The organism is Thermodesulfobacteriota bacterium, assembly GCA_034189135.1.
Classification (GTDB): Bacteria; Desulfobacterota; Desulfobacteria; order Desulfobacterales; family JAUWMJ01; genus JAUWMJ01.
In genome coordinates this window covers 105,673-128,675 of record JAXHVO010000062.1, presented here as the reverse complement: position 1 = coordinate 128,675, position 23,003 = coordinate 105,673, and the positions used below count along the sequence as shown (strand labels likewise).

Here is a 23,003-nt window from a genome sequence, read left to right as displayed (position 1 = left end):
CGATTAGTCAAACTGGAAGATTTGATACTTAATCCATATTTCATAGGAAATACCGATACCTTTTTTTTAGCACGGGCAGTTGATAGCTTAAAAATTATTTTGAGCACAACCCGCCAAATACACTTCGGAGTATTTTTTCATCAATTTTTTTCATCAAAATATCATCATACTCCATCTCTAAATCTAATTCATCTTCGGATGATTTTATTTCTTTTTCACATTCCTTTTCAAAAACAACTTTTTGACTCTCTTCATCAAAAGTGGTCCGAAAGCCACGGTTATTTTCAAGCCAACGGTTACAATCATCGTGGGACCCGATATAGGAAATGATAATGTGTTTTTCCTGTTTCACACATATAAGCCGATAACCGCCGCCTAAATCATATTTCAGGACATTATCATACCTGAACTCGCCATATTTTGTGCGTTTGCGAATGTCTTCAACCCCTATTCTCCTTCTAACGGCCAGTTTTTTTATAATTTCTTCTGCCCGATGAGCAGCCAAAGACGCATTTCCTCCGCCCTTACGAAGCCTTTTCAATTTTTTGTTAAATTTTTTCTTGTGGTGTACAAAAAGTGCCATTTTTTTATGAAACCATTAAAAAAAGAATTATGAATTATAAATGCAGAAAATGAAAGTCTTCCTTCTGCCTATGTGCCTTAATATCTTTCAACCTGAATCATTCATTCCTTTGGAAGATTGACCTCTTTCAGATCTTCGCCAAGATATTCCCTTTCGTTTTCACCAAGAATTCCCAGCGAAAGACAAATCAGCGTCCACATATGAATTGTGTGATAGTCTGCTTTGTAATGTTCTGCCAGCTCATGAATCTGTGCATGACAGTTATGGCACGGAGTAACGCAATAATCAGCGCCTGTGATAATAATCTGGTCGAATTTAAGCTTTTCATACTCCCACCTTTCTTTGTTATAGCCGGACTGAAGATATCCTCCCCCTCCGCCGCAGCAGTAATTATTTGAATAGTTAGGAGTCATGTCCATAAAATTTTCTTCGCCGACGCATGACTTTACTATAAAGCGCAAATCATCGGCCAACGGGTCTCCAAAACTTTTGCGAACCTGCTGGCACGGATCCTGAACCGTAAACTTTATCTTTAAATTCTTATTCCAGTCGGAGCTTGGCTTAAGTTTTCCTTGTCTTATCCATTTGGCGTAATATGGCACAATCGGAGCTATTTTAAGATCGGTTTTAATGCCGTGTCTTTGAACACCCATCCATACCGAATAGGTTGAATGGCCGCATTCAGTGTTAAGATAAACCTTGCACCCGAGTTCTTCTGCTTTTCTGATTGACTTTTCAGTAATATTTTTCCAGTTCTCATCATCAGCTAAAAACATGCAGTAGTTTTCTCCTCCCCATCCTGTGCTTCCGTATGTCCAGTCAGCACCGACTATATTAAGAATTTTCCATAGAGGAATCATCTCGTCAGGCTCGGTAACAGGCTCCCTTGAATTCTGAGACAGAAAAAAATGAGAGTTTTTTTTGTCTATTGGCGCCTGGATATTTTCCCATCCGGGCTGTGTTTCACGCACTTCTTCTGCCACATCTTCCACAACAAAAACAAAATCATCAGGAGGTGCCCCCATGGCGCTGCAACTGTCGTTTTTCAAGGCCATGTCACAGGAACCGAGAATTCCTTTTGGTCTTTCATCCCTTGGCCATAGTTTCCTTGCCTCATAAACCATCCCCGGAATATTAACTTCCATGGGGCAAACATGGATGCATCGCTGGCACAAAGAGCACATCCAGACCCAGGGATTACCTGTGATTTCTTTATCCATTCCCAAAACAACCATACGCAAAAATTTTCTTGGATCCATATTTGCCAGACCTGTTGCCGGACATCCTGAAGAACAGGCTCCGCAGGTCAGGCACAGATTAAGGTTGCCGCCTTCAGGCAGGAATTTTTTTACTTTATCCACGAAGGTGTTTTTCTTTCTTTTTCCAATTTTAACTACAGTTTCAGACATAACATCTCCTTTTAAAGCAAATTAAACTATGACAAATTGAGGTGGGTTGTTTTTTACAAAGCCTGGTTCTTCAAGAGCAGTGTTACATATACTCCCGTTTTCAAGACCGAAAACAACAATTCTTAAGACCGCGGGTCATTCAGCGCCATTACCCCTGTGAACCAACTCGTGACAGAGTGTAATCGATTTGTAAAATCAAAAGATAATAATTAGAAAAGATTAGACGTGATTTTTCGACCAAACCCTGTACCTACCGAACCCGGGCAGAATTTTTATAATACACTCAGGTAAAGCCGAAAAATTTGAACATGGAATAGTATCCTAGCTGATATTGATTTTTTAAAAAGTAAAAGATAATTTTATACAAAGGATATATTGATTTGTCAAACTGGTTATTCCGATAAATAAAGTAGTTTTTTATAGTAAAAACCGATAGAACATCTATAATAATGATCATAAAGAAGAATTTTGTAATTTTTTCACGGCATTAACAATAATCCGAATGGCTTTATCAATCTGCTCAACAGTGGTCATCCGTCCTACACTGAACCTTAGGGTTCCTTTGGCCCAGTCCAACGGAATATTCATAGCCTGGAGAACATGGGAAATTTCCACTGTATCTGAATGGCAGGCCGCACCAGCGGAAGCCGCGACCTTAAGCCCGATCTCTTCGAGAATCCTGTTGGCCTCAAGACCTTTAAACGAAAGACTCAGGGTGTTGGGCAGCCGTTTATCCGGATGCCCGTTTGGTTTTATCTGTCCAAGCTCACAAAATAATCCATCATGCAGCCGATCTCGCAACATTTTCATATGTTCCATGCTCTTTTTCAAATTACGGGCGGCAATTTCACATGCCTTTCCCAGGCCGACAATTCCAAATACGTTTTCAGTGCCTGCACGAAAACCCATCTCCTGGTCTGCGCCGTGGCAAAATTTTTCCGGCGTTATGGATTGACGGATATAAAGGGCACCAATACCTTTGGGAGCATATACTTTATGTCCTGCGATAGACAGAAGATCAACGCCAAGCTTGCTCACGTTCGTTGGTATTTTACCGATGGATTGAGCTGCATCGGTGTGCATGACAATACCATGTTCTTTCGCTATCCTGGAAATTTTTTCAATTGGTTGAATGGTTCCCACCTCGTTATTGGCATGCATAATGGAAATCAGAACTGTCTCGGGTCTGATGAATTTTTCAACATCCGACTCGCTCACAAGGCCCTGTTCATCAACCGGCAGATAGGATGTTTTAAATCCAAAACCTTCCAGAAACCGGCATACTTCAAGAACTGCCGGGTGCTCAATTGAGCTTGTAATGATGTGGTTTCCCTTTGCACGAAAAGCATAGGCAATTCCCATAATCACATGGTTATTAGATTCTGTGCCGCCACTTGTAAAAATAATCTCACCGGGGCTGCAATCTAGAAGTTCTGCGACTTGTCTGCGTGCGGTTTTAACCGCCTTTTTTGGAATAATACCGTACCAGTGACTGCTTGAAGGGTTACCAAACTCTGTTTCCAAAAACGGCCGAACGGCCTCTATTACGTGAGTATCCATGGGTGTTGTTCCATTATAATCCAAATAAATCGGTTGTGTAATTTGTGACATGATTTTATGATTCCTTAAAATTTCTGCTTTACCTGTTTTTCTAAAGTGGATACTAAAAATTTGAGCATCCTTCCCCGTTTAAATCGGACAAATCGATTTGCAGCCATAGGAGAACGCCAAAATTACGTCGTCAAAAAGATTTAGGGATTGATTTCAATTATATCCCCTGCACACAATTTTTTTATTCCAAATGTTTCATGGAATTTAGATAAAGATTTCAAATCAGTGCAATGCATGGGATATAAATGGTTCACCTTGTTTTTCTGAAAATAGTCAATCGTTTTTTGTAGTTGAACCTGATCGCCTAATAAATGAAAACCACCCATCACTGTATATATTTTTTCTTGATCGGTCACTTTTTTAGCATACTCAACAATATTGCAAATACCTGCATGTGAACATCCGGTAACAATCACCAATCCCTTTTCAGTTCTTATGGCAAGAGCCGTATCATCCATAATAAAATCCTTAACCTTTTCCCCTTTATCCATGTAGAAAAATGTGGTTTTTCGAGCTTCAAATCCATTGACTCTGGGGATTTCCCCTAAAAAAAAAATATTTTCTGAAACTTCAAGCGGTTTTCTTGATAAAACCAGATTAAATTTTTCTGCTGTTTTTTTCTGATTGTAAGGCATGCCGTTGTATTCACCTGTTGCCTTATGTCTGTCGGTAAATATGTCGGGGTGAGCGAGCAGTTTCTTTTTCATTCCTTCCATATGGAGTGATTTCAGCCCATTGGTATGATCCCAATGCCCATGGCTTAATACAATCAAGTCTGTGGCATTCAAATCAATTCCGAGCAAAGCTGCATTAGAAATAAAAACATCCGTGGCGCCCGTATCAAACAGGATGTTTTCTCCGGCCTGTATAAAAGCAGAAAACCCATGCTGGGCCAGAAATATTTTGTCCATGTATCCCATTTTGGCCTGATCCTCACATAATATGGAAATTTTGACACTTTTTTTCATTTAATACACCCCCTATTTTGCCTCTCATCATTTTATATCAGGATACGACTTAAGAACTGACGGGTTCTTTCATTTTTAGGATTATCAAAAAAGCTTCGGTTAGTTCCTTTTTCAATAATACATCCATTACTCATAAAAATGATCTCATCTGCCACTTTCCCGGCAAATCCCATTTCATGAGTTACAACAATCATTGTCATCCCTCCCCTGGCCAGGTTAATCATGACTTCGAGAACCTCTTTTATCATTTCGGGATCCAGGGCCGAGGTGGGCTCATCAAAAAGCATAATTTTAGGTTCCATGGCCAGAGCTCTGGCGATGGCCACCCGCTGCTTCTGTCCACCGGAAAGTTCCGCCGGGTATTTACGAGCTTGTTCCGGGATCTCTACCCTTTTGAGTAGCTCCATGGCGTTTTTCTCAGCCTCTCTTTTTGATTTTTTACGAACCCGGATAGGTGCCAGGGTTATATTCTGCATTGCCGTCATGTGAGGATAGAGCTCAAAATGTTGGAATACCATACCGATATCAGAGCGAAATTTATGAATATCTGTTTCAGGATCCTGCACGGATATCCCATCGACAAAGATCTCACCTTCCTGGAAATGCTCAAGGCCATTTATACACCTGAGCAAAGAACTCTTACCTGAACCACTGGGGCCGCATATAACAACTGTTCTGCCTGTTTCTATTGTTTCTGTGACATTATCAAGTGCTTTAAACCCTTTATTATACCATAAGCTAAGTCCTTTGATTTTAATCAATGATAACTCCTTTCACGCTGCTTTTCGATCCGATGGCTTGCCAGAGAACCCGCGGAACAGATTGCAAAATAGACCAGGCCGGCGAAGAGATAGAGTTCAACGGACCGCGCCTCGCGTGCGTCAACCAAATTGACCCGGCGCAGGAATTCTCTCAGTCCGATAACATAGGCCAGGGATGTATCCTGAAAGATAATTACGGCCTGAGTGACCAGTGACGGAACCATATTACGTAGTGCCTGCGGCAGGATCACATAACGCGCAGTTTGATAGGCAGTTAAACCGCCGGCGTAAGCCGCCATTGTCTGTCCACGGGAAATGGACTGCACCCCGGCACGAATAATTTCAGCAAAATAAGCAGATTCAAATACAATAAAAGAAATTACAGCAGCAGGAAACGCTTCCAGAGATTTTCCTGTAATAACGGGTGACAGAAAGTATATCCAGAAAATTACCAGGATCAGAGGCAGCCCGCGAAAAAAATGGATGTAAACGGTGGCTGGATAATATAACCAAGGTCTGGGTGAAAGTCTGGCCATCGCCAGAATAATACCGATCAGCAAACCGCCTCCCATCGTCATCAGGGCTAACTCAAAAGTTAGAGCAAGACCTCCTATCATGAATTTAAAGTTTATTGAAATGACGCTCAGGTCCATAGCTCATTGTTCCCTGGCAATCATACCTGGAATATGAATTCTTTTTTCTATAAACGACATAAAGAGCACAACGCATAGCGCGATGCATAAATAAACCATGCTGGCTGCCGTGGTCGTCTCCAGTCCGTGCCAGGTAAATGAATCAATATAATACGCAGTATGTGTAATCTCCATTACGCCTATGGTCATGGTCAGCGCCGAATTTTTAAAACAGGTCAGAAATTCAGTTGTAAAAGCCGGTATGATTATTCGGAATGCGTATGGAAGAATTACGTATCGATAGGTTTGCAAGGTTGTTAGGCCGGTTGAATATGCAGCGCGGTATTGATCATGAGATATGGATAAAAGACCTGAACGAAACTGCTCTGCCACCCGCGAGGCTGTATATGTTCCCAGAGCGGTAACTCCGGCCAAATAAGAATAATTGGGTACATTATCGTACAACCACACCTGCGCCGGTTTGGGCAGCAATAAAGGCGCTGCAAAATACCAGAAAAAAAGTTGCACAAGAAAAGGCGTGTTGCGGAAGATCTGCACATACGCGCTTCCTGCAAAACGGGCCAACCCAAAAGGCAAAACCCTGAAAACACCGATTGTTATACCAAAACAAACAGCGATCATCCAGGCCAGTATTGATAAATAGAGGGTGGTTAAAATACCGTTGATTAACAAACCGCCATAAGGATGCCGCCAGAGAACACTCCAATCAAACGTATAATTAAAAAAGCCCATAACCGATCCGGCACTGGAGAATCTATTGATAATTGTTGGCAATCATTTTTAAAAGCTAAGGGCAAGGCCCCCTTTATTATTCGTTTCTCAAAATAATGCCCGAATTCTAATAAGAGGCCTTTGCCTTAAAGGAATACGACTTAGTCCGGATAGCTCAATGCTTTAAGCAGAGTTTTGTATTCTTTGCTCATGGGCAGCGGAACCTCACCGTTCGGACCGAACCATTTATCGTAAATTTCTTCAAACTTGCCGCTTTTAATCATTTTAATAAGCGTGGCGTTCACGAAATCACGCCATTCACCCTGATTTTCAGGAAGAATGATTCCATAGGGTTCATATGTCAGGTATCTGCCGACGATTTTCCAATCGCTTGTCTTCCGGGCTTTTGCCTTCATGCCGGCCAATATGCTGGCATCCGTAAAATAGGCATGTATTTTACCCTGTTGCAGAGCCAGAAACCCCTTGTTGTGCTCTTCAAAGAGGACCTTCTTACAGGCTGGTTTGATAAGACCCGATGCAACTGCCCTGTCTATCCCTTTAATATTAGCAGTGGACCCGCTACCCATACCGACCCGCTTGCCGGCCAGGGCTGGAAAATCCTTGATGGGACTGTCCTTTGTAACCAGAATCCTGGTCCCTGTGAGAAAATATGGGAGGCTGAAGTCGACCACCTCTTCCCTGGCAAGAGTAATGGTTGTTGAGCCGATGCCGATGTAAACCGTTCCGTTTACAACCAGGGGAATTCGGGTCTTGGGGTTGATCGGTTTCTTGACCAGTTTAATATTTTTTCCAAATTTCTGCTCCAGGGCCTTCACGATTTCCTCTCCAAGATCCAGACCAAAGCCCACCCATTCTCCTTTTTTATTCATAAAACCAAAGGGAACTGAACCTTCTCGAAATCCCATATTGACCTTGCCTGTCTTTTCTATCTTATTGAGAATACTTTCGCCATAAGATGGCATAGCTGTACTCAACGATACGAACATAAATGCAATGCATAAAACCAGTGTAAATCCCTTTTTGCTAATCATTTTTATCCTCCTTCTTTAATGTAAATAATGTCACTTTACCTATACAAATAAAATTCGTCCCTTTTCACCAGCGAGCAACGCCGCTCCCAGAGCTCCGACCATCTGCAAAATTTCAGGAAGCATGATATCCTTGCCAAATGCTTTTTCCAACAGATGGTGCATGCAAAGATTTCCGGCCACGTCACCAGCGAAAAGAATTGGTTCTTTTACAAAGACCCTTTTTAACATTTCTCCTGTCTTTGTTTCTCTACCTGCCTTTTTCCACAGGAAAGCCGGCCTGTAGCCACCCTTTTATCCCACCGGGACACCGATAAGCATTTTTGTAACCCAACTTCATGGCCCACATGGCACCATTGTGGGAGCGGGTACACTTTGTAAATCCGCAATAAAAAACTAATGTCAGATTTTTATCCGACCCCAAAAGTTTGATAAAAGCCGATTTATTCTTTTCCGGCATTTCCTTCAGTTCCGGTATGGGAAGTTTAAATTGAACTGCCCCCGGGTAATGCCCCTTTTTGAAACCAGCCTCAGGACCGGTAAAGACTATAACCATTTCTTTTTTTTGATCCATCCATTGCTTAAGCTCATCAGTACGAACAATTCCATAACCACCTTTTTGAACCTCCCTTACTAAGGGCTCACGCAAAAATAACTTTACATTTTAAGCGCCGATGCATCCCGTCTGGCTGCGTTGCGAAAGCTCGGAATATCCTGATTTTCCTGTACTTTCGCGCCTTGCCAAGCGGGCGCCTCAATTCTTAAAATTGTAAACTTATTTTTGTGTGAACCCTAAGTTGACAGCTATTCTTTCTGTTTCAACTTCATTGATTTCAGTGCAAAGGCCATTGGAGCCCATGGTGAATCCAAAGAATAGAACCGTGCAAAACAATGCCGATACGCCCATTTCTTTACTGTGTATTTTCAACATACTCTCTCCTTTTTCTCCTTTCTCTCATGATCTCGATAAAAATTTTTAATTATTTCCTTTCCGCATACAAAGCCGCACCAAGCGCACCTACCATGTCAGGATCATCCGGGACAACTATGGCGTCAGTAAGTTTTTCCTCAAAAATCGATTTCACGCAGGGATTGTGGGCAACTCCGCTGGCAAAAAGCACAGGCCCCTTTCCGTCAACTCGACTGAGCATTGAAAAAGTTCGATCAACAATGGCCTGATGCAAACCCATTGCTATGTTTTCAGGCTTCTCGCCACGGGCCATAAGGGAGGTGGCCTCACTTTCAGCAAAGACCGTACACATGCTGTTTATATGAATCCTTTTATCAGCCTCTAATGCGAAACCCCCGAAGGATTCAATGGGAACCTGGAGAGCAACAGCCATGAATTCGAGAAACTTCCCGGTCCCCGCGGCACAACGATCATTCATCTCGAACTTTGCCACCTTCCCTTCGGCGTTGAGAGAGATCACCTTGGTATCCTGCCCCCCGATATCAAGAACCGTGCGGGCATCCGGCCATACCCGACCGGCTCCCATTGCATATGCCTGGATTTCCGTGATGGCTGAGACATTATTACTGTTCCCGTTATCAGTGAAAAGTTTTCGCCCGTAGCCGGTGGCAATGGTTCTTGTTGCCTCTATACCGTTCATCAAACGCTTGCACTGGGTAAGCGGATCAAAGGTGGTCGCGGTTTTAGCGGAATGGATGATATCCCCGTCTTTCAGGATCACCAGTTCAATAGAACGCGAACCAATATCTATGCCTGCATATTTCATGTGCTTTCCTTTGCTTTACTATTTCAATAATTCCACAAACGCCTCCACCCTAGTCTTGAGCTGTCCCACATCCTCCATGCTGTAATCAGTATCAATACGAAGGGTTGGAATATTCTTTGCCTCAAGGGCCTTTTCCACTGGCATGGATTCCATGAGATATGGCTGACAGAATTGCAGACCGTAGTGAATCACACCGTCTACTTTGTAAGTCTCGGTCATTTCAACAATGTGGTTAAGACGATCGGGATTGGGTGTGAATATAGCGCAGTCCACTTCGAAATAACGGTCCACGATGGCTTCCATTAGTTCTTCTACAGTATCCCAGCTATCATCGGTCAGATTGCGGGTGCCCCGCTCCCCAACACAGGATTCCTCTCCCACAATAACTGCGCCGGATGTTTCTATAATCCAGGGAAGTTTCCAGTTGGGAACGGCCATGGGACATCCTGATATCAGGATGCGTGGTGTTTTTTCAGGGAATACGCCTTCTTTCTTTTCGATCCGTTTTTCCAGTTCATCGCACATCTTGTTCACCGATTCTGTGAACCGTACAGGATTATCATAAAAAAAGACCTGATTGGCCAGCAAGGCATCCAGCCCGGAAATAGGTGCAGGATCGTTTTTTCGCAAATTTGACAGCCTGTAAATCGCTTTTCGTTTATTATTGACGATTTCAATGCCTTTCTTGAGCCTTTCGGCATCAAGATTTACATCGGTAAGTTCTTCAACGGCCTCCTTGAAGCGCAGATATTCCGCTTTCATAAGAGCTCTTCCTTCTGCAGATTTAACCTGTGGTATGTCCATTACATACAGGTTGGGAACGAGATTAGTTAATGTCTCATAGGACTTCTTTTTTCCATCACACGTGTTTTCCCCAACAATCATGTCTGAAGATTCAAGGTAAGGGCAAACCTTCCCCAGCTTAAATCCAAAGGCCGACTTTATAAGAGCGCATGTATTACGGGGAAGAAGCTTTTCCACTTCTTCCATGGCAAAATCAGCCCCTGTACAAAGGCCCACAAGTGTGGCATCAGCAGCCCGCACTATCTCTTCCGGCACAAATACACAGAATGATCCGATCACCTTGCGACCGGCAGCCTTTTCGTCCAACAGTTCCTTAATGCGCAATCCGTGTACTTCGCTCATTACAAAATCGAAATAGCCCATTCCTTCGGGCCGATCTTTCTGTGCCAGATAGATATCCTGGTAACCTTTACCGAGCACTTCAAGCAGTGCATCATGCGCATCGAGGTCTAAACCCAAACTTTCCCACATACTTCTGTAATCTTCGCCCATTTTTTCCTCCTATTTCATTCATTTTTTTAAAACGCGCTCATTACCCTTTCTTGAAGTAAAACCAATTTTATCCAGATAATCTAAAACAGGAACTCCTCCCCACCTTCCGTATCCTAAAATCTCTTTACTGTCTGCAAGGGTTATGCTTCTCTTGTGCAAAATGAATTCTTTCACACTTTTCTTAATCTCTTCCAAGGCCTCGAGAGATAAGAATCGTTTATCACTCAAGCGAATCAATTTTTTCTGAAAATATAAATAATCAAGAAGGTTCTGTATTTCATCCTTTTCAAATTTTTTATCATGCAACTTCCATATTGTATCAGCGCTGAAGGGAACGACACCCGTTTTTTGTGCGTATTTGAAAAGCAGTGAAAGCAAATGCTCCTGCTGTTTTGTAAATTTACCTTTAAGATTCTGAAATTGAAATCCGCCGTCTATCTTCACCAGCCTTCCTTCATCACAAAGTTCCGAAAGCATTTTTTTAAGCAGTATTTCGTCAAAAGCTGTATCCAGTCTGTTTGTAATCTCTACGGCATTTAAGTTCTTTTTTAATGGATTTTTCCTGATTACACTTTCAATAGTATTTAAAATCTCTTTTTTCCCTGAATTATAATGATCTTTTTTAAAGGCCCCCTCACCTTTAAGATATATAAATTCACCCTTGCTGACCCTTGAACTGATTTCTGCCTCAAAGTAGGTTATGGGAAGGCCAGTAGCCTGGGCAAGCTCCCCTGCCGTGATAAACCGGGTTTGATTTCTGCTGAAAAAACAATCCACAAATTCTTTCATATCGCCCTGTTGGAGTGCTTTAAGACATGGAATCATTGTTAAAGCCTTTGCTTCTCTGAACTTTTCTTGAGGGACTTCCAGAACTGTTCCACCGGCAATGATTGTATTCAGGTTTAAAGGTGAAACTACAAACGGATCCCTTGGAAGGGCGGCAATCGGCTTCATTAAACGGAACTGTACCAGTCCTTTATCACCAGGCGACAATTTTTTATTGTCCATCAAAACTGCCATAGCGTTCGTAACCGAGGTTCCAAGATAGAGCCTCACTCTTTGTCTGTTTTTAAGCGTTTGGCCTGACCTTTTAAGTACTTGAAGTTCCACATTCAATAAATAACCGGGTTTCACAACTCCCTGCTCTGCCAAGGCCGTTCCACGCTTTACTGCTTTGACAGAAATTTTATGCAGATTAACACCAACCCGTTGGCCCGCAACAGCTATGGAGATTTTTTTCCCGTGTGATTCCATTGAACGGGCTCGTGTTATCAAACCGGTTGGCATAAGTTGCAGGGAATCATCCTGTTTGAGAGTACCGGACAGAACAGTTCCGCTAACAACGGTTCCAATACCTGTAAATCTTTTGATTTGATCTATCCACAGACGCATAGGGGTATCCGTCATCTTGCAGGGTATATCTTTTATCTCCCCATCAATGCAAAAAAGGATATCATCAAGACCCGTTAGATCGGGTGCGGAAAATGAAATGACAGGTTTTCCCTCGAAAATGGTGCCTGTTAATGCCTCTTTGATTTCAAGCCTGCCGATTTCCAAGGTCTCCTCATCCACAAGATCCGTCTTACTTAATACAACAAACCCACCCTTGACTTTGAAAAATTGGAGCACTTCCAGATGCTCAAGGGTTTGAGGCATTACCCCGTCGTCAGCCGCCACTACAAGAATTGCCATATCTACACTATTCAAACCCCTGATAGTATTTTTTAGAAAGTCCGTATGGCCTGGAACATCTATCAAAGAGACCCTTTGGCCGGAAGGAAGCTTTAAGGGCGCAATCCCTGACTCTATAGACAGACCACGTACCTTTTCTTCCTGCAATCGATCCGTGTCGATACCGGTCATACACCGGACAAGGGCGGATTTCCCATGGTCCACATGACCGGCCACACCTATTGTGATGTGTTTTTCCATTACCTGAATTTACAACTTTTAATTTTCTGTTACTTCCGTTCTGGAAGGGGCAAGGGGAATCGAACCTCCTCCCCGTTTTTCAGACGGGGCCAACGGTTTTGAAGACCGCGGGGCGCCCAGCACCATTGCCCCTATATTTTTTCAAAATGGGATGTGACAGAGTCTGATCGATTTATGAATGTAAAAGATGATAAATAAAAAAGAATAGATATGATTTTTCGGCCAAACCCTGTGCCTACCGAACCCGGGCAGAATTTTTAAAGCACACTCAGGTAAATCCGAAAAATTTATGCATGGACAAGCTCCTTATGAAGATTGCTGAATTATAATTGATATAAATAAAGAGAATAAACCTATTTGTCAAACTGGAATTTCCGATAATCAAAAGGGCTTTATATCGAAAAACCCGATTTATCCTTTATTCTCTCAGCGTCAACCAGTTGCGGTGGTACTCCAATAACAAAAAAAGAATCGCAAGAATGGTGAGAAAAAGCAGCTGAAATTGAATGGTATTGAAAAATTTGAAGGTTGATATAGAATAATAAACGTAATAAATTAACTTTGATAAAATTCAATTGCCACAAGATTTCAAGGGATGTCACATACTGAAATAAAATGTGATTATGTTACATCCCTGTCAGAATCATCCCTTCGGAAACCCTTTATTATAACAGTAAACCGGAAGTTCATTTGCTGCAGCCGCCAGACAGCGATTGCAGGAAACACAGGAGACTCGGTCCATCTTGTTGTCTTTTATCTTATTCACCAGCAAAGGTTCTCTTATGAATGGCCGCGACATGGATATAAAATCTGCATCATTATTTTTTAAAACTTCTTCCATGTGGGAAACGGTGCGCATACCTCCTACCAGCAATAATGGAATATCTCCGATGACCGGTTTGACGATCTTAGCAGCATCGAGGTTATAGCCTTCTACGAGGTCATATTTTCCTTCCAACCTGCCGATCATGAAACGTCCGATGGGTTTCTCCCACCAAGAGAGACCTTTGACCAGTTCGGCCGTTGGCACATCACCCCGGCACATATTCATGTATGAATAGTTTGTTGTCCCGGAGCTTACTTCCACCGCATTAATTCCTAATTCCGCCATCCATCCGGAATATTTTGCTGCCAGCGAAGGGTACGTTCCTTCTTTTGGAGTGTGGTCATTGGTATTGAGTTTCAGTAAAACAGGAAAACCATCAGGCACCACTTCTTTGACCTCCAGGTATACCTCCTTTAAAAACCGAAATCGATTTTCAGCGCTGCCCCCCCATGAATCTGTTCTGATATTAAAAAATGGAGATAAAAATTCGCTGATTAAATATCCGTGAGCCCCATGGAGTTGAATTCCGTCTGCGCCAACCTCCACTGCCCGTTTGGCAGCAGCCCCGAAAGCTTTAATGACTTGGATAATTTCGTCTTCGGTCATTGCTTTGGGCTTTACCAAGTTTATCGGATCCCGACCACGGCTTGACGGTGCTAAAGGAGTCCGACCGATCATATCCTTGGTGGTTTGCCTTCCGCTATGGGCCAATTGAAACGCGATCCTGCCACCTACGTGATGCACGGCATCCACCAATCTCTTTAAGCCCTGTATCATACTGTCATGATGGATTCCTATCTGGTGTTTGTAACCGCGCCCGGAAGGATGAACACACATCATCCCGGTGATGATCAATCCCACGCCACCTTTGGCCAGTCTTACGTATCTTTTAATCAATTCATCTCTCACCTCACCGGTTTCCTTGGCCATACATTCATATGTTGCTGAATTGACAAATCTATTTGGTATCTCAACCTTTCCGATTTTCCCAGGAGTAAAAAGTATCGACATTTAAAACCTCCCCGATTAGTGATTATGTATTTTTGACACCCTTTCTTTAAAGCGTGTCATATTTGACAAACTTTCTAAGGGTGTCTGAATTAACCTCTTTTAATACCTGATCCTGTTATATAAATGAAAAAGATCATCTCTACAAAGGTGTTCTGTTTCGTTAAAAAATGCCGATGATCGCTGCATCTTCCACTGGCCTTCAGCAGTATTCACATCATAATAAACGGAAGGAAATATTTTTACCTGCAAACTTTTTAGAAAATTGATGGTAGCCTCTATCTCTTCTTTGGTCTGATTTGGAAGTCCAAGTATAAAATAGGATCTTACATTCATCCCGAGTGTCCTTGCCATATTCGCAATATCAGCAAATTTTTTTGTATCAAAAGGCCTGTTATATCGCTTTTGTAGTTGCTCAGAATAGCTGACCAATGAAATATTTAACTCTCTAAAACCCGCCTGTTTCATTAAATTTAATATCTCTTCATCAAGTTGTTCAATAGAAATACCGTTCATGGCGGTAAAATCAAGACTCACATCATGTATTCTTTGAAAATGATACAGCTCGGTTAATAATTCAACCGCCCTTGACTTGTGGGCAAAAATATTATCATCCTCAAAATTGATGATCTTAATCTCATACTGGTGGATGCACCGATCTATTTCCGACAAAACGGATTCAATACTTCTGGCCCGGTAACGTTTACCCCAGATAATTTTTCCGGTGCAGAAATCACATTTATTTGGGCAGCCTCTTGAGGTGATCATTGAAACAGCACGAGCTCGATACATTTTAAAATCGCGTGCTTTAAGAAATTTTCTTGAAGGATAAGGTATCGCATTAATATCTTGAATATACTTTTTTTCTGTCTTAACCATTTCATCTTTTTTACGGAATGCCAGGTTCGGTACTTTAAGTATATCTTTATCATTTATCAGAGAGTCCAGCAATTGCACCGAGCTTTGCTCTCCTTCACCGATGATTACAAAATCAACATCGAGCTTTTGTAAATAATATTCGGGATAGAGTGCGGCGTGATAACCTCCCACAACTATTTTGGAAAAAGGATTTACCCTTTTAATGATATGTATGATTTCATCGGTTTCTTGATAGTAAGGGGTGAATAATGCCGAGATAAAATATATATCGGCATCCGTTGACTTAATTTGTTTTTCTATTTCCTGAAAACTTAATCCAAAATGATAGTAATTTTTAAAGGGAAATGAAAGAGCAGGGTTATTGTTTGAAATATATTTATTCAGGTAGGAAAATTCTGCAGGGATGGGAAGCTTATGTTTTTTGGGTGAATGACCATTAATGAATGAAACATGATACCCTGCGGATTTTATTGAGCTGATTAAATATAATATCCCTAGTGGTTGGCGTCTAATGGATGTTGAATAAAAGTCTTCAATAGGGGGATTAATGAAACAGATTTTCACGATCGTTGCCAATTTGCCAGGATTGCCAGTCTCATAATTGTTCGATTCCTGGTGAATTTTTATTTACTATTTAAGTTCGATGAACTTCTGAAAAGTCCGATTTACGAGACCGTCATTGTTTTACGAATTTGTAAAAATAAGCCGGATGGTGTCGTTCCAAGGTTCATATACAAGGCGTAGCGGTTTTTCAGGAACGAGACTATACATGGAGTATGTCGAGTTCCTGAAAAACCGCTACAACGCAGTAGATGAGACTTAGAACGACACCATCATTGTTTTATCGTTGCATAGAAAGCCGCACTTAAAATGATGACACCACCTAAAAATACCCTCAAAGTTGGTATCGCGCCTAATAACAGGATCGCTGCGATAATACCATATACCGGTTCAAGACAGGCAATAATGCTTGCCGTTTGTGCTTTAACACTGGCCAGGCCTTTTATAAATAAGGTGTGAGCAAGCCCTGTAAATACCACACCCAGTAAAGATAGAAGCAGTATATCAGTCAGCCGGAACACAGGCACCGCCAGAAATAGAAAAGGAAGAAGCACCACAGTTGCAATGGAATCCTGATAAAAAGCCACTATGATACTGGAGTAGTGTTTGACATACTTCCGATTCATTATCGACAGCAGAGCAAATGTGAAACCGGATGCGATCCCCCATAGCGCGCCCCGGGTCATACTGTTTCTTATCTCGAACTCTTCAATAACAAGAGCAACACCCACAACTGCAAGGAATGCAATTAAAATATCCTTAAATTCCAATCTTTCTCTGAAAAAAATCGGTTCAAGGAAAGTAACGAACACCGGGAATGTTGAAAAGGTCAGTAACCCTATGGCTACCGTAGACACTTGAATGGCCTGAAAGAAGGTCACCCAGTGAACTGCCAGGATACCCCCCATCAGTGTCATGAAGAAATAATCCTGCGTTTGCCGTAGCCTTATTCCCTGCTTTAGATAGATAAGGACCAGAGATAAGAAAATCGTTGCAAAAAAAACTCTGCCAAGCACAATGATGGTTGCCGGCAAAGCCACCAGTTTACCAAAAAGACCTGCAAGCCCAAAAAATAGCACTGCGATATGGATTTCGCCCAAGCCTCTTCTTCTAACCTTCAATTCTCTATGGGAGATCAATTTTCTTCCTATTTTTGCGTAACGGCCTGGCGGCAATTGGAGTAATTTTGATTATTTCGGCCCTTTAAAAAATTATCAATTGAATCCGGCACTCAGACGAATGAATGCCGAGCAGCCTTTCAAAGAGCTAAAATGTTTTAAAAAAATTATACGCTTTTATCGAGCATGATGCCAAGAATTGTTTCATCCACCTTTGACATGCCCAGAATGCTTATTTTACTTAAATTGCGAATCGTTTCTTCGGCGGTTTTTCCCACAAAACCTTCTAAATTAGAAATACCGTAATTATCCAAAGCCATAAAGGCAGAACGGATGGCCGAATCTGTGGCGCTGGCGACTTTTAAAGCGCATCCCCCTTTTGCGCCGTCACACAGCATCCCTCCCAAATCACTGATTAAACTGTTGACGGCTAAAGTAATCTTTTCCATATCATTCCCGCATTGCTGGTAAACCACGGCTGCCGTTGCACAAACTCCTGCCGCAGTCGCGCACCCGCAAAGGGGGGATAAATCACCGGTAAAACATTTGATATAACTGTTAATCAAATGGGACAGGGCAATACTTTGAAGAATGATCTTTTCTTCGATTTTAAAAATTTTTCCGGCGTTGTAAGGAACCAGAATAGACACAATTCCCTGGTTTCCACTGCCGCCGCTGGACATCGCAGGCAAATCAATTCCCGCCATTCGGGCATCCGCGGCTGAAGCGGTCAATATTTTGCTTGATAAAAAAACATCATTTATGAGGCACCCTCTATTCACTGAATTAAAAATATAATAACCGACTTTTTCCAACCTTTGTCCGGCCTTGGAAATCTCCAGATTCATCTCAATGCCGTGTTTGATATAGTCATAATCCTCATCATCCATATGTTGGACTAAATCAATAAGTTCGGATATTTTCATTTTCTTCAAAATCGCCTTATACTCTTTTCCGGCAGACCGGCTTTCCCTGCGCTCCTTTTTAAACAGTGTCTGATTATTTTTTTCCAGGTAAACCAGGTTGGTATGGGAATTTTCAATCACCGCCCGGGATGAATCTTTTTTCGTTTTTAAAAAGACTTCAATATATAGATCCGTTTTTGAACTGTCGTAAGATATTTTTGCCTTTTTATTTTGAATCAATGTTTTTGCCCGACCGATCATTTCCCCTTTTACATCTTTTAAAACTTCCATCTTCAATTCAGGCTTTTTGATTAAGGCGCCGAGAACACCGGCGATTAGATTGCCTTTTTCTCCGTCCGTATTGGGAACGATTACTGCAAAACCATTTTTATAAACTCCCGGGTCAACCGTTATACTTATTTCTTCAATATCTCCATCCACCTCGTTAGCAGCGATTCCGGCCGCGTATGCAACCGCAATCGGTTCGGTGCACCCCAATGCAGGAAAAACCTCGTGTTTTAAAACTTTTTTAAGAATATTCAATTTTCTTCCCTTCCCTTCTGTCGCCGGATTCTTCCACCACTTGGGAAATATTCCGGTGATTTTTTTACCCATATCTCTTTAGTGTCAATTCCAATCGACCAGAATAAGACCGATACTAATCCGATTGACATCGTGGTCGTGATCCAACAGGCTTTCTCCATAACCGGTGAAGTACTGGATATAACCACTGATTTTATCAGATAGAGGAATACTCCACTCAAGCTGCAATGCCCCTCGATTTTTATGGGCCTGAAAGTTATTACGCAGCATTATCCCGAACCTGTGCTTTTCCCACAGATAATAGCCCCAGATCTCACCAGGCCCCATGTAATCGGTAATATCCGGATTATCATCGTCTTCTGAGTTTTCCGGAATCCGGTACCAGGCTTTCAAAAGCAGAGTAAAATCACCTCTCTCGAAACCCATGTTTCCCACAATACGGTTCCAGCTCCTGGAAAGCGGTTCAGACCTTCCGTTGGATTGATGATTAAAGCCTAAGTTGATAACACGGCCATTGAGCCCAAGTAACCTATAATTTGTGCGAAAGTTGAGCAGCAACTCCGGTTCATAATTGGTCTCACGAAATGGAGCAGAGTCATCAAAGTTATAAAGCTGCCAGAATGATTTCTGGGTATAACCAAACCACAGATCCATCTCCTGCCCGAAAATATCCTGCCAGAGTTTGATTTTCAGGCTTATTTGAAACTTGACTTCGTTCTTTTCCACATCCATGTTCGGTGAAGCTTCCTGTATGGGGGCTTTATTGGGCGAATCATTATATGCAAACGGCAGGATGTAATTCGATCGATGGGGCATAAAAGAGTATTTACCCCGCGACACTTCCTTATCCAGTTCCCACAGTTTGGTAAGATAGGAAGCTTTACCGGTTTCATCCGAGTCAGACCCGGCAGTTTCATCATAGCATTTCAGCCGCTGTTCATCATCTTCAATTTGGGAACAGTCAGACAGACTTTGTGGGGCTTCTGCTCTTATATTGCTTGCTGTCATGATGATAATCAAAAAAACAAGCATAACCTCTAATAAATATTTCCATGGTTCAACGTTAAAATATTTCATGGAACATCCTTTCGGCCGTACTTACCACTGACTTCTATTTACACATAAATTTATATGCCCGACTGGGCACAACGAAGCATGAAACCTAAGGTTCGACCGGGGAATCGCCTACTGGCCTGTGACAAGACTTAACTAATGAGATCGGCATGTTACACACCCCCTATCTTCTCAGTTAAACCGATACAGGCAGAGACGATCAGCGCCGCCGTGGGGTTCTGTCCTCCGGGGCTGACTCAAATCTAATTGAAGCGGGATAGCTGCCGTACGTTCATTTTTAGATAAGATTGTTAAGTCTTGTCACAGGCCAGTAGGCGATTCTCCGGTCGAACCGACCTAAGATTGAAAAACGACTGTTTGTTTTTTATTGAATATGTTCTGTATCCGCAAATCACTCTTTAATCTCAAAAAAAATACAATGGGCCAAACACACATTATCGGCGCAGGCGGGAAGGAGCCCTTGATCCACCCTGTGATGACAGAGATTACACTTTTGGGCAAGGCCTTTATCTTCATCATAGGCAATGGCGTCGTAAGGGCAAACATCCATGCAGGCCCGGCAACCCGAACATAAATCATAATCCAATACAACCATGCCATCTTCTCTTTTTGTAATTGCCTCTTCCGGACAGATATCCATGCAGGGAGGATCATCGCAATGACGGCACATATGAACATGAAAGGAAAATTCGAATTTGCCGTTAATTTCCTTGGGCCCGTTTTCTGTCACAGTAATTAATTTAATGCCATCGGCCGAATTATTCTCCTGTTTGCACGCCACCTCACAAGCTTTGCATCCCCAGCATAGTTCATGATCGATTGTCAGGTAATATTTTTTCATCTAGCGCCCGCTTGTTTTTTCTCCGCATAAATTCTGCACAAAAAAGTTCGCACAGGAGTGGCGCCCATGTCCGGATCACACCCCTCATAGGAATTATCCGTCAATATATTGATGTTTGATTCATCCCAGCCATGACCCGGATCTTTTTTTTCCGGAAACCACCACCCGTGTTCCGCACTGACTACTCTCGGATCGATACCGGCGAAAACCTTGGCTCTTTGTCTGATGCTGCCACGGGGAGACTCGATGACCACCCAGTCCCCTTCGCTGATACCTTCTTTGTCAGCCGTATCCGGATGGATTTCAACCACCGGGTCTCGGTGAAGCTCCCTCATCCAGGGAAGCTGGCGGTTTTCCGTATGAAAAAACCCGGGCAATCTCCTTCCGGTGATAATGATATATGGATATTTTTTATATAATTCGGGAGTGCTGTAAGGGCTTTCGGAAGCCTCCTTAAACTGCGGAAGGGGGTCAACTCCCCAGCTGTCAAGAACTGTAGAAAAAATTTCAAATTTTCGAGTGGGCGTGGAAAACCCGTTTTGTTTATATTTCTGATACCTGATTTCCCCTCTGATATAGTCCTTTTTGTTAAACTCCTTCCAGGTGATGCCCAGCGGTTCAAGAATGTAATCCAGGCCCTCTTCAAAGGTGTCCCACCAGTAATCCCCCTGCCCCACCCGGTGGGCAAGCTCATTGAGCATTTCATGATCGGAACGGCACTCACCCACCTGTATTACCTTGCGTCTCGGCAGAATATAACCGTGGCGTTTCCAGAAATCACCCACATAATTCATTTCAAGCCAGGTGGCTGCAGGCAGAACAATATCTGCCAGTTCAGCAGTCGGGGTTAAAAAAAAGTCGGAAACAGCCATAAACTCTACTTTTTCAAGAGCACGATAAACCTCTTTTGCATTGGCACGGGTCATGAGCGGATTGGAGCTGATAAAAAACAGCATCTTCACCGGATAGGGTTTCTCTTCGAGGATGGCGTCCCATACACATTTTGGATTGATGATGGCAAAATTTCCTGCCAGACGAAATCTGTCTCCACCCAACCGTTTCGCTTTCTGTTGTTCCGAAAGCATTCTATGGGCACCGAATTGACCCACATTTATGATTTCAGGCGACTTGAACAGCATCTGTCCCCCTGGAATATCAATATTGCCGGTAATTCCCATCAGGGCCATGAGGGCACGATTGTTGTCCGCACAGGTGATCTGTTGCTCAATAGCCACACCCCATTGAATCGCAGCCGGTTTAACGGTGGCAAACATTCGTGCCGCTTGGCGAATTTTTTCCTTTGCAATCCAGGTAATTCTGGCCACCTTATCAAGGGGATACTCATTGACCCGTTTAACAAACGGTTCCCACCCGTGAACGTAATTTTCCACAAACTCCCTGTCATACAGTCCTTCGTTAACAATCACATGAAGCATCCCCAGGGCCAGTGCCGTATCGGTACCCGGCCTGAGTTGAAGCCATATGTCCGCCCGTGCGGCAATCCGCGTAAGCCTCGGATCGACAGCTATCAGTTTGGCCCCTTTATTCAAACTGACGCTAAAAGGTTCGCCTTTGTAACAGTCAGGATTGCTGATTACCACATTATTCCCCCACACCATAATACACTTGGGATGATTCTCATAATCGACAATCGGGTTTGTCCCACAGGTAATGATACTCGTCGCAATCCTGGGACCGTAACAGAAGTGTCCTGCAGTCAGCACGTTGGGTGTGCCAAGCAGGTTGGCAAATCGGTAAATGACCGCCTCGTTTTCGCGACCGGTACCATAGCCCATCACAATGGATTCAGTTCCGAATTTTTCTTTATATTTCAGAATGTGGTTTCCTATTGTATCCAGGGCTTCATCCCAGGAAATTCGTTTCCATCTTCCGCTTCCCTTGGGCCCGATTCTTTTAACCGGATAAGTCAGCCTGTCCGGATGGTAAGCCAGTTGTGTGGATGCAATACCCTTGCTGCACAATGTCCCGTGATTGATGGGGCAGTCCGGGTCACCGGCGATTTTAACCACCTTTCCGTTCTTGGTATAAACCAGAACGCCGCATCCGCCGTGACACATGCGACAGTGGCTTCGGGTGACGGAATCATATCCGTAAACCTCCATTTCTCTTTGTACATTGGAAAAAGTAAACTCGGACAAACCAGCTATCCCTCCGTCAAAAAATTATATCGGCGTGCTGACACTGCCAAAGGCGAGATCTATTTGATGTTAAACCACGATTTATCGAAATGCATTTTAAAACTATCCCTTTATATAATCTATATTAAATAATTTGTCCACTTCCATTAAGAATGATAATCCTCATGCTTAAGTAAAATTAAAATTACTATCTCTTTATTTCATCAATGCGATTGCTCAACAGTGAAACGCTTAACCTGTTGATACCCGAAGTTTTTTGTGTTATTATTTGAAATATGAGTTAAAGATGCTGGGCAAAGATAGGGTATGTCAAAAAACCGGAGTGTGAATCCAGCAACCACTGTCGAACAATCTGTTAACTTCCAACTCGAAACTTTATA

General features: G+C 42.7%; 21 protein-coding genes and 1 tRNA gene. All 22 read right to left on the bottom strand.

The annotated features are described in order from the left end of the window. Positions 1 to 94: 94 nt before the first annotated feature. Positions 95 to 583 carry a hypothetical protein gene (locus SWH54_08915; protein MDY6791374.1) on the bottom strand — a complete coding sequence of 163 codons (489 nt, stop codon included), beginning with the start codon at positions 581 to 583 and terminating at the stop codon, positions 95 to 97. Between the two features lie 101 nt (positions 584 to 684). Further along, positions 685 to 1,992: a heterodisulfide reductase-related iron-sulfur binding cluster gene (locus tag SWH54_08910; GenBank protein ID MDY6791373.1), complete on the bottom strand. Its 1,308-nt coding sequence runs from the start codon at positions 1,990 to 1,992 to the stop codon at positions 685 to 687. A gap of 453 nt (positions 1,993 to 2,445) precedes the next feature. Next, positions 2,446 to 3,603, bottom strand: coding sequence for a cysteine desulfurase family protein (locus tag SWH54_08905; GenBank protein MDY6791372.1), 1,158 nt, complete (start codon positions 3,601 to 3,603; stop codon positions 2,446 to 2,448). Between the two features lie 140 nt (positions 3,604 to 3,743). Further along, positions 3,744 to 4,571 carry an MBL fold metallo-hydrolase gene (locus tag SWH54_08900; protein ID MDY6791371.1) on the bottom strand — a complete coding sequence of 276 codons (828 nt, stop codon included), beginning with the start codon at positions 4,569 to 4,571 and terminating at the stop codon, positions 3,744 to 3,746. A gap of 32 nt (positions 4,572 to 4,603) precedes the next feature. After that, positions 4,604 to 5,332 carry an amino acid ABC transporter ATP-binding protein gene (locus SWH54_08895; GenBank protein MDY6791370.1) on the bottom strand — a complete coding sequence of 243 codons (729 nt, stop codon included), beginning with the start codon at positions 5,330 to 5,332 and terminating at the stop codon, positions 4,604 to 4,606. Then, the gene (locus tag SWH54_08890) at positions 5,329 to 5,985 is read right to left on the bottom strand and encodes an amino acid ABC transporter permease (protein ID MDY6791369.1); all 657 of its coding nucleotides are present in this window, start codon (positions 5,983 to 5,985) and stop codon (positions 5,329 to 5,331) included. Before SWH54_08890 ends, SWH54_08895 begins: the two co-directional genes overlap by 4 nt. Before the next feature lie 3 nt (positions 5,986 to 5,988). Beyond that, on the bottom strand, positions 5,989 to 6,717 hold the full coding sequence (locus SWH54_08885; GenBank protein ID MDY6791368.1) for an amino acid ABC transporter permease: 729 nt from the start codon (positions 6,715 to 6,717) through the stop codon (positions 5,989 to 5,991). Between the two features lie 140 nt (positions 6,718 to 6,857). Next, positions 6,858 to 7,748: a transporter substrate-binding domain-containing protein gene (locus SWH54_08880; GenBank protein MDY6791367.1), complete on the bottom strand. Its 891-nt coding sequence runs from the start codon at positions 7,746 to 7,748 to the stop codon at positions 6,858 to 6,860. A gap of 39 nt (positions 7,749 to 7,787) precedes the next feature. Then, on the bottom strand, positions 7,788 to 7,976 hold the full coding sequence (locus SWH54_08875) for a hypothetical protein (GenBank protein ID MDY6791366.1): 189 nt from the start codon (positions 7,974 to 7,976) through the stop codon (positions 7,788 to 7,790). Positions 7,977 to 7,995: 19 nt separating this feature from the next. Further along, a complete protein-coding gene (locus SWH54_08870) occupies positions 7,996 to 8,394 on the bottom strand; it encodes a rhodanese-like domain-containing protein (protein ID MDY6791365.1) in 399 nt (132 codons plus the stop codon). A gap of 126 nt (positions 8,395 to 8,520) precedes the next feature. After that, on the bottom strand, positions 8,521 to 8,676 hold the full coding sequence (locus SWH54_08865; protein ID MDY6791364.1) for a hypothetical protein: 156 nt from the start codon (positions 8,674 to 8,676) through the stop codon (positions 8,521 to 8,523). Between the two features lie 49 nt (positions 8,677 to 8,725). Continuing rightward, on the bottom strand, positions 8,726 to 9,481 hold the full coding sequence (locus SWH54_08860; GenBank protein ID MDY6791363.1) for an acyl-CoA dehydratase activase: 756 nt from the start codon (positions 9,479 to 9,481) through the stop codon (positions 8,726 to 8,728). Between the two features lie 18 nt (positions 9,482 to 9,499). Continuing rightward, on the bottom strand, positions 9,500 to 10,777 hold the full coding sequence (locus SWH54_08855) for a double-cubane-cluster-containing anaerobic reductase (protein MDY6791362.1): 1,278 nt from the start codon (positions 10,775 to 10,777) through the stop codon (positions 9,500 to 9,502). Positions 10,778 to 10,795: 18 nt separating this feature from the next. Then, the gene (selB, locus tag SWH54_08850; GenBank protein ID MDY6791361.1) at positions 10,796 to 12,709 is read right to left on the bottom strand and encodes a selenocysteine-specific translation elongation factor; all 1,914 of its coding nucleotides are present in this window, start codon (positions 12,707 to 12,709) and stop codon (positions 10,796 to 10,798) included. A gap of 41 nt (positions 12,710 to 12,750) precedes the next feature. Beyond that, a tRNA-Sec gene (locus SWH54_08845) sits at positions 12,751 to 12,842 on the bottom strand. A 510-nt stretch (positions 12,843 to 13,352) separates the two neighbouring features. Then, the gene (locus SWH54_08840; protein MDY6791360.1) at positions 13,353 to 14,546 is read right to left on the bottom strand and encodes an NADH:flavin oxidoreductase; all 1,194 of its coding nucleotides are present in this window, start codon (positions 14,544 to 14,546) and stop codon (positions 13,353 to 13,355) included. 99 nt (positions 14,547 to 14,645) lie between these two features. Then, on the bottom strand, positions 14,646 to 15,986 hold the full coding sequence (locus tag SWH54_08835; protein MDY6791359.1) for a radical SAM protein: 1,341 nt from the start codon (positions 15,984 to 15,986) through the stop codon (positions 14,646 to 14,648). Positions 15,987 to 16,255: 269 nt separating this feature from the next. After that, the gene (locus SWH54_08830) at positions 16,256 to 17,122 is read right to left on the bottom strand and encodes a DMT family transporter (GenBank protein ID MDY6791358.1); all 867 of its coding nucleotides are present in this window, start codon (positions 17,120 to 17,122) and stop codon (positions 16,256 to 16,258) included. Between the two features lie 146 nt (positions 17,123 to 17,268). Further along, positions 17,269 to 18,549: an L-serine ammonia-lyase, iron-sulfur-dependent, subunit alpha gene (locus tag SWH54_08825; protein MDY6791357.1), complete on the bottom strand. Its 1,281-nt coding sequence runs from the start codon at positions 18,547 to 18,549 to the stop codon at positions 17,269 to 17,271. Between the two features lie 84 nt (positions 18,550 to 18,633). After that, positions 18,634 to 19,626 carry a phospholipase A gene (locus SWH54_08820; protein ID MDY6791356.1) on the bottom strand — a complete coding sequence of 331 codons (993 nt, stop codon included), beginning with the start codon at positions 19,624 to 19,626 and terminating at the stop codon, positions 18,634 to 18,636. A gap of 388 nt (positions 19,627 to 20,014) precedes the next feature. Next, positions 20,015 to 20,464: a 4Fe-4S dicluster domain-containing protein gene (locus SWH54_08815; protein MDY6791355.1), complete on the bottom strand. Its 450-nt coding sequence runs from the start codon at positions 20,462 to 20,464 to the stop codon at positions 20,015 to 20,017. Continuing rightward, positions 20,461 to 22,623, bottom strand: coding sequence for a molybdopterin-dependent oxidoreductase (locus SWH54_08810; protein ID MDY6791354.1), 2,163 nt, complete (start codon positions 22,621 to 22,623; stop codon positions 20,461 to 20,463). Before SWH54_08810 ends, SWH54_08815 begins: the two co-directional genes overlap by 4 nt. Positions 22,624 to 23,003: the final 380 nt, after the last annotated feature.

Coding starts and splice junctions, on each gene's coding strand:
- SWH54_08865 (MDY6791364.1), bottom strand. CDS start 8,676: ATGTTGAAAATACACAGTAAAGAAATGGGCGTATCGGCATTGTTTTGC.
- SWH54_08905 (MDY6791372.1), bottom strand. CDS start 3,603: ATGTCACAAATTACACAACCGATTTATTTGGATTATAATGGAACAACA.
- SWH54_08915 (MDY6791374.1), bottom strand. CDS start 583: ATGGCACTTTTTGTACACCACAAGAAAAAATTTAACAAAAAATTGAAA.
- SWH54_08875 (MDY6791366.1), bottom strand. CDS start 7,976: ATGTTAAAAAGGGTCTTTGTAAAAGAACCAATTCTTTTCGCTGGTGAC.
- selB (MDY6791361.1), bottom strand. CDS start 12,709: ATGGAAAAACACATCACAATAGGTGTGGCCGGTCATGTGGACCATGGG.
- SWH54_08860 (MDY6791363.1), bottom strand. CDS start 9,481: ATGAAATATGCAGGCATAGATATTGGTTCGCGTTCTATTGAACTGGTG.
- SWH54_08855 (MDY6791362.1), bottom strand. CDS start 10,777: ATGGGCGAAGATTACAGAAGTATGTGGGAAAGTTTGGGTTTAGACCTC.
- SWH54_08880 (MDY6791367.1), bottom strand. CDS start 7,748: ATGATTAGCAAAAAGGGATTTACACTGGTTTTATGCATTGCATTTATG.
- SWH54_08900 (MDY6791371.1), bottom strand. CDS start 4,571: ATGAAAAAAAGTGTCAAAATTTCCATATTATGTGAGGATCAGGCCAAA.
- SWH54_08885 (MDY6791368.1), bottom strand. CDS start 6,717: ATGGGCTTTTTTAATTATACGTTTGATTGGAGTGTTCTCTGGCGGCAT.
- SWH54_08910 (MDY6791373.1), bottom strand. CDS start 1,992: ATGTCTGAAACTGTAGTTAAAATTGGAAAAAGAAAGAAAAACACCTTC.
- SWH54_08815 (MDY6791355.1), bottom strand. CDS start 20,464: ATGAAAAAATATTACCTGACAATCGATCATGAACTATGCTGGGGATGC.
- SWH54_08820 (MDY6791356.1), bottom strand. CDS start 19,626: ATGAAATATTTTAACGTTGAACCATGGAAATATTTATTAGAGGTTATG.
- SWH54_08840 (MDY6791360.1), bottom strand. CDS start 14,546: ATGTCGATACTTTTTACTCCTGGGAAAATCGGAAAGGTTGAGATACCA.
- SWH54_08890 (MDY6791369.1), bottom strand. CDS start 5,985: ATGGACCTGAGCGTCATTTCAATAAACTTTAAATTCATGATAGGAGGT.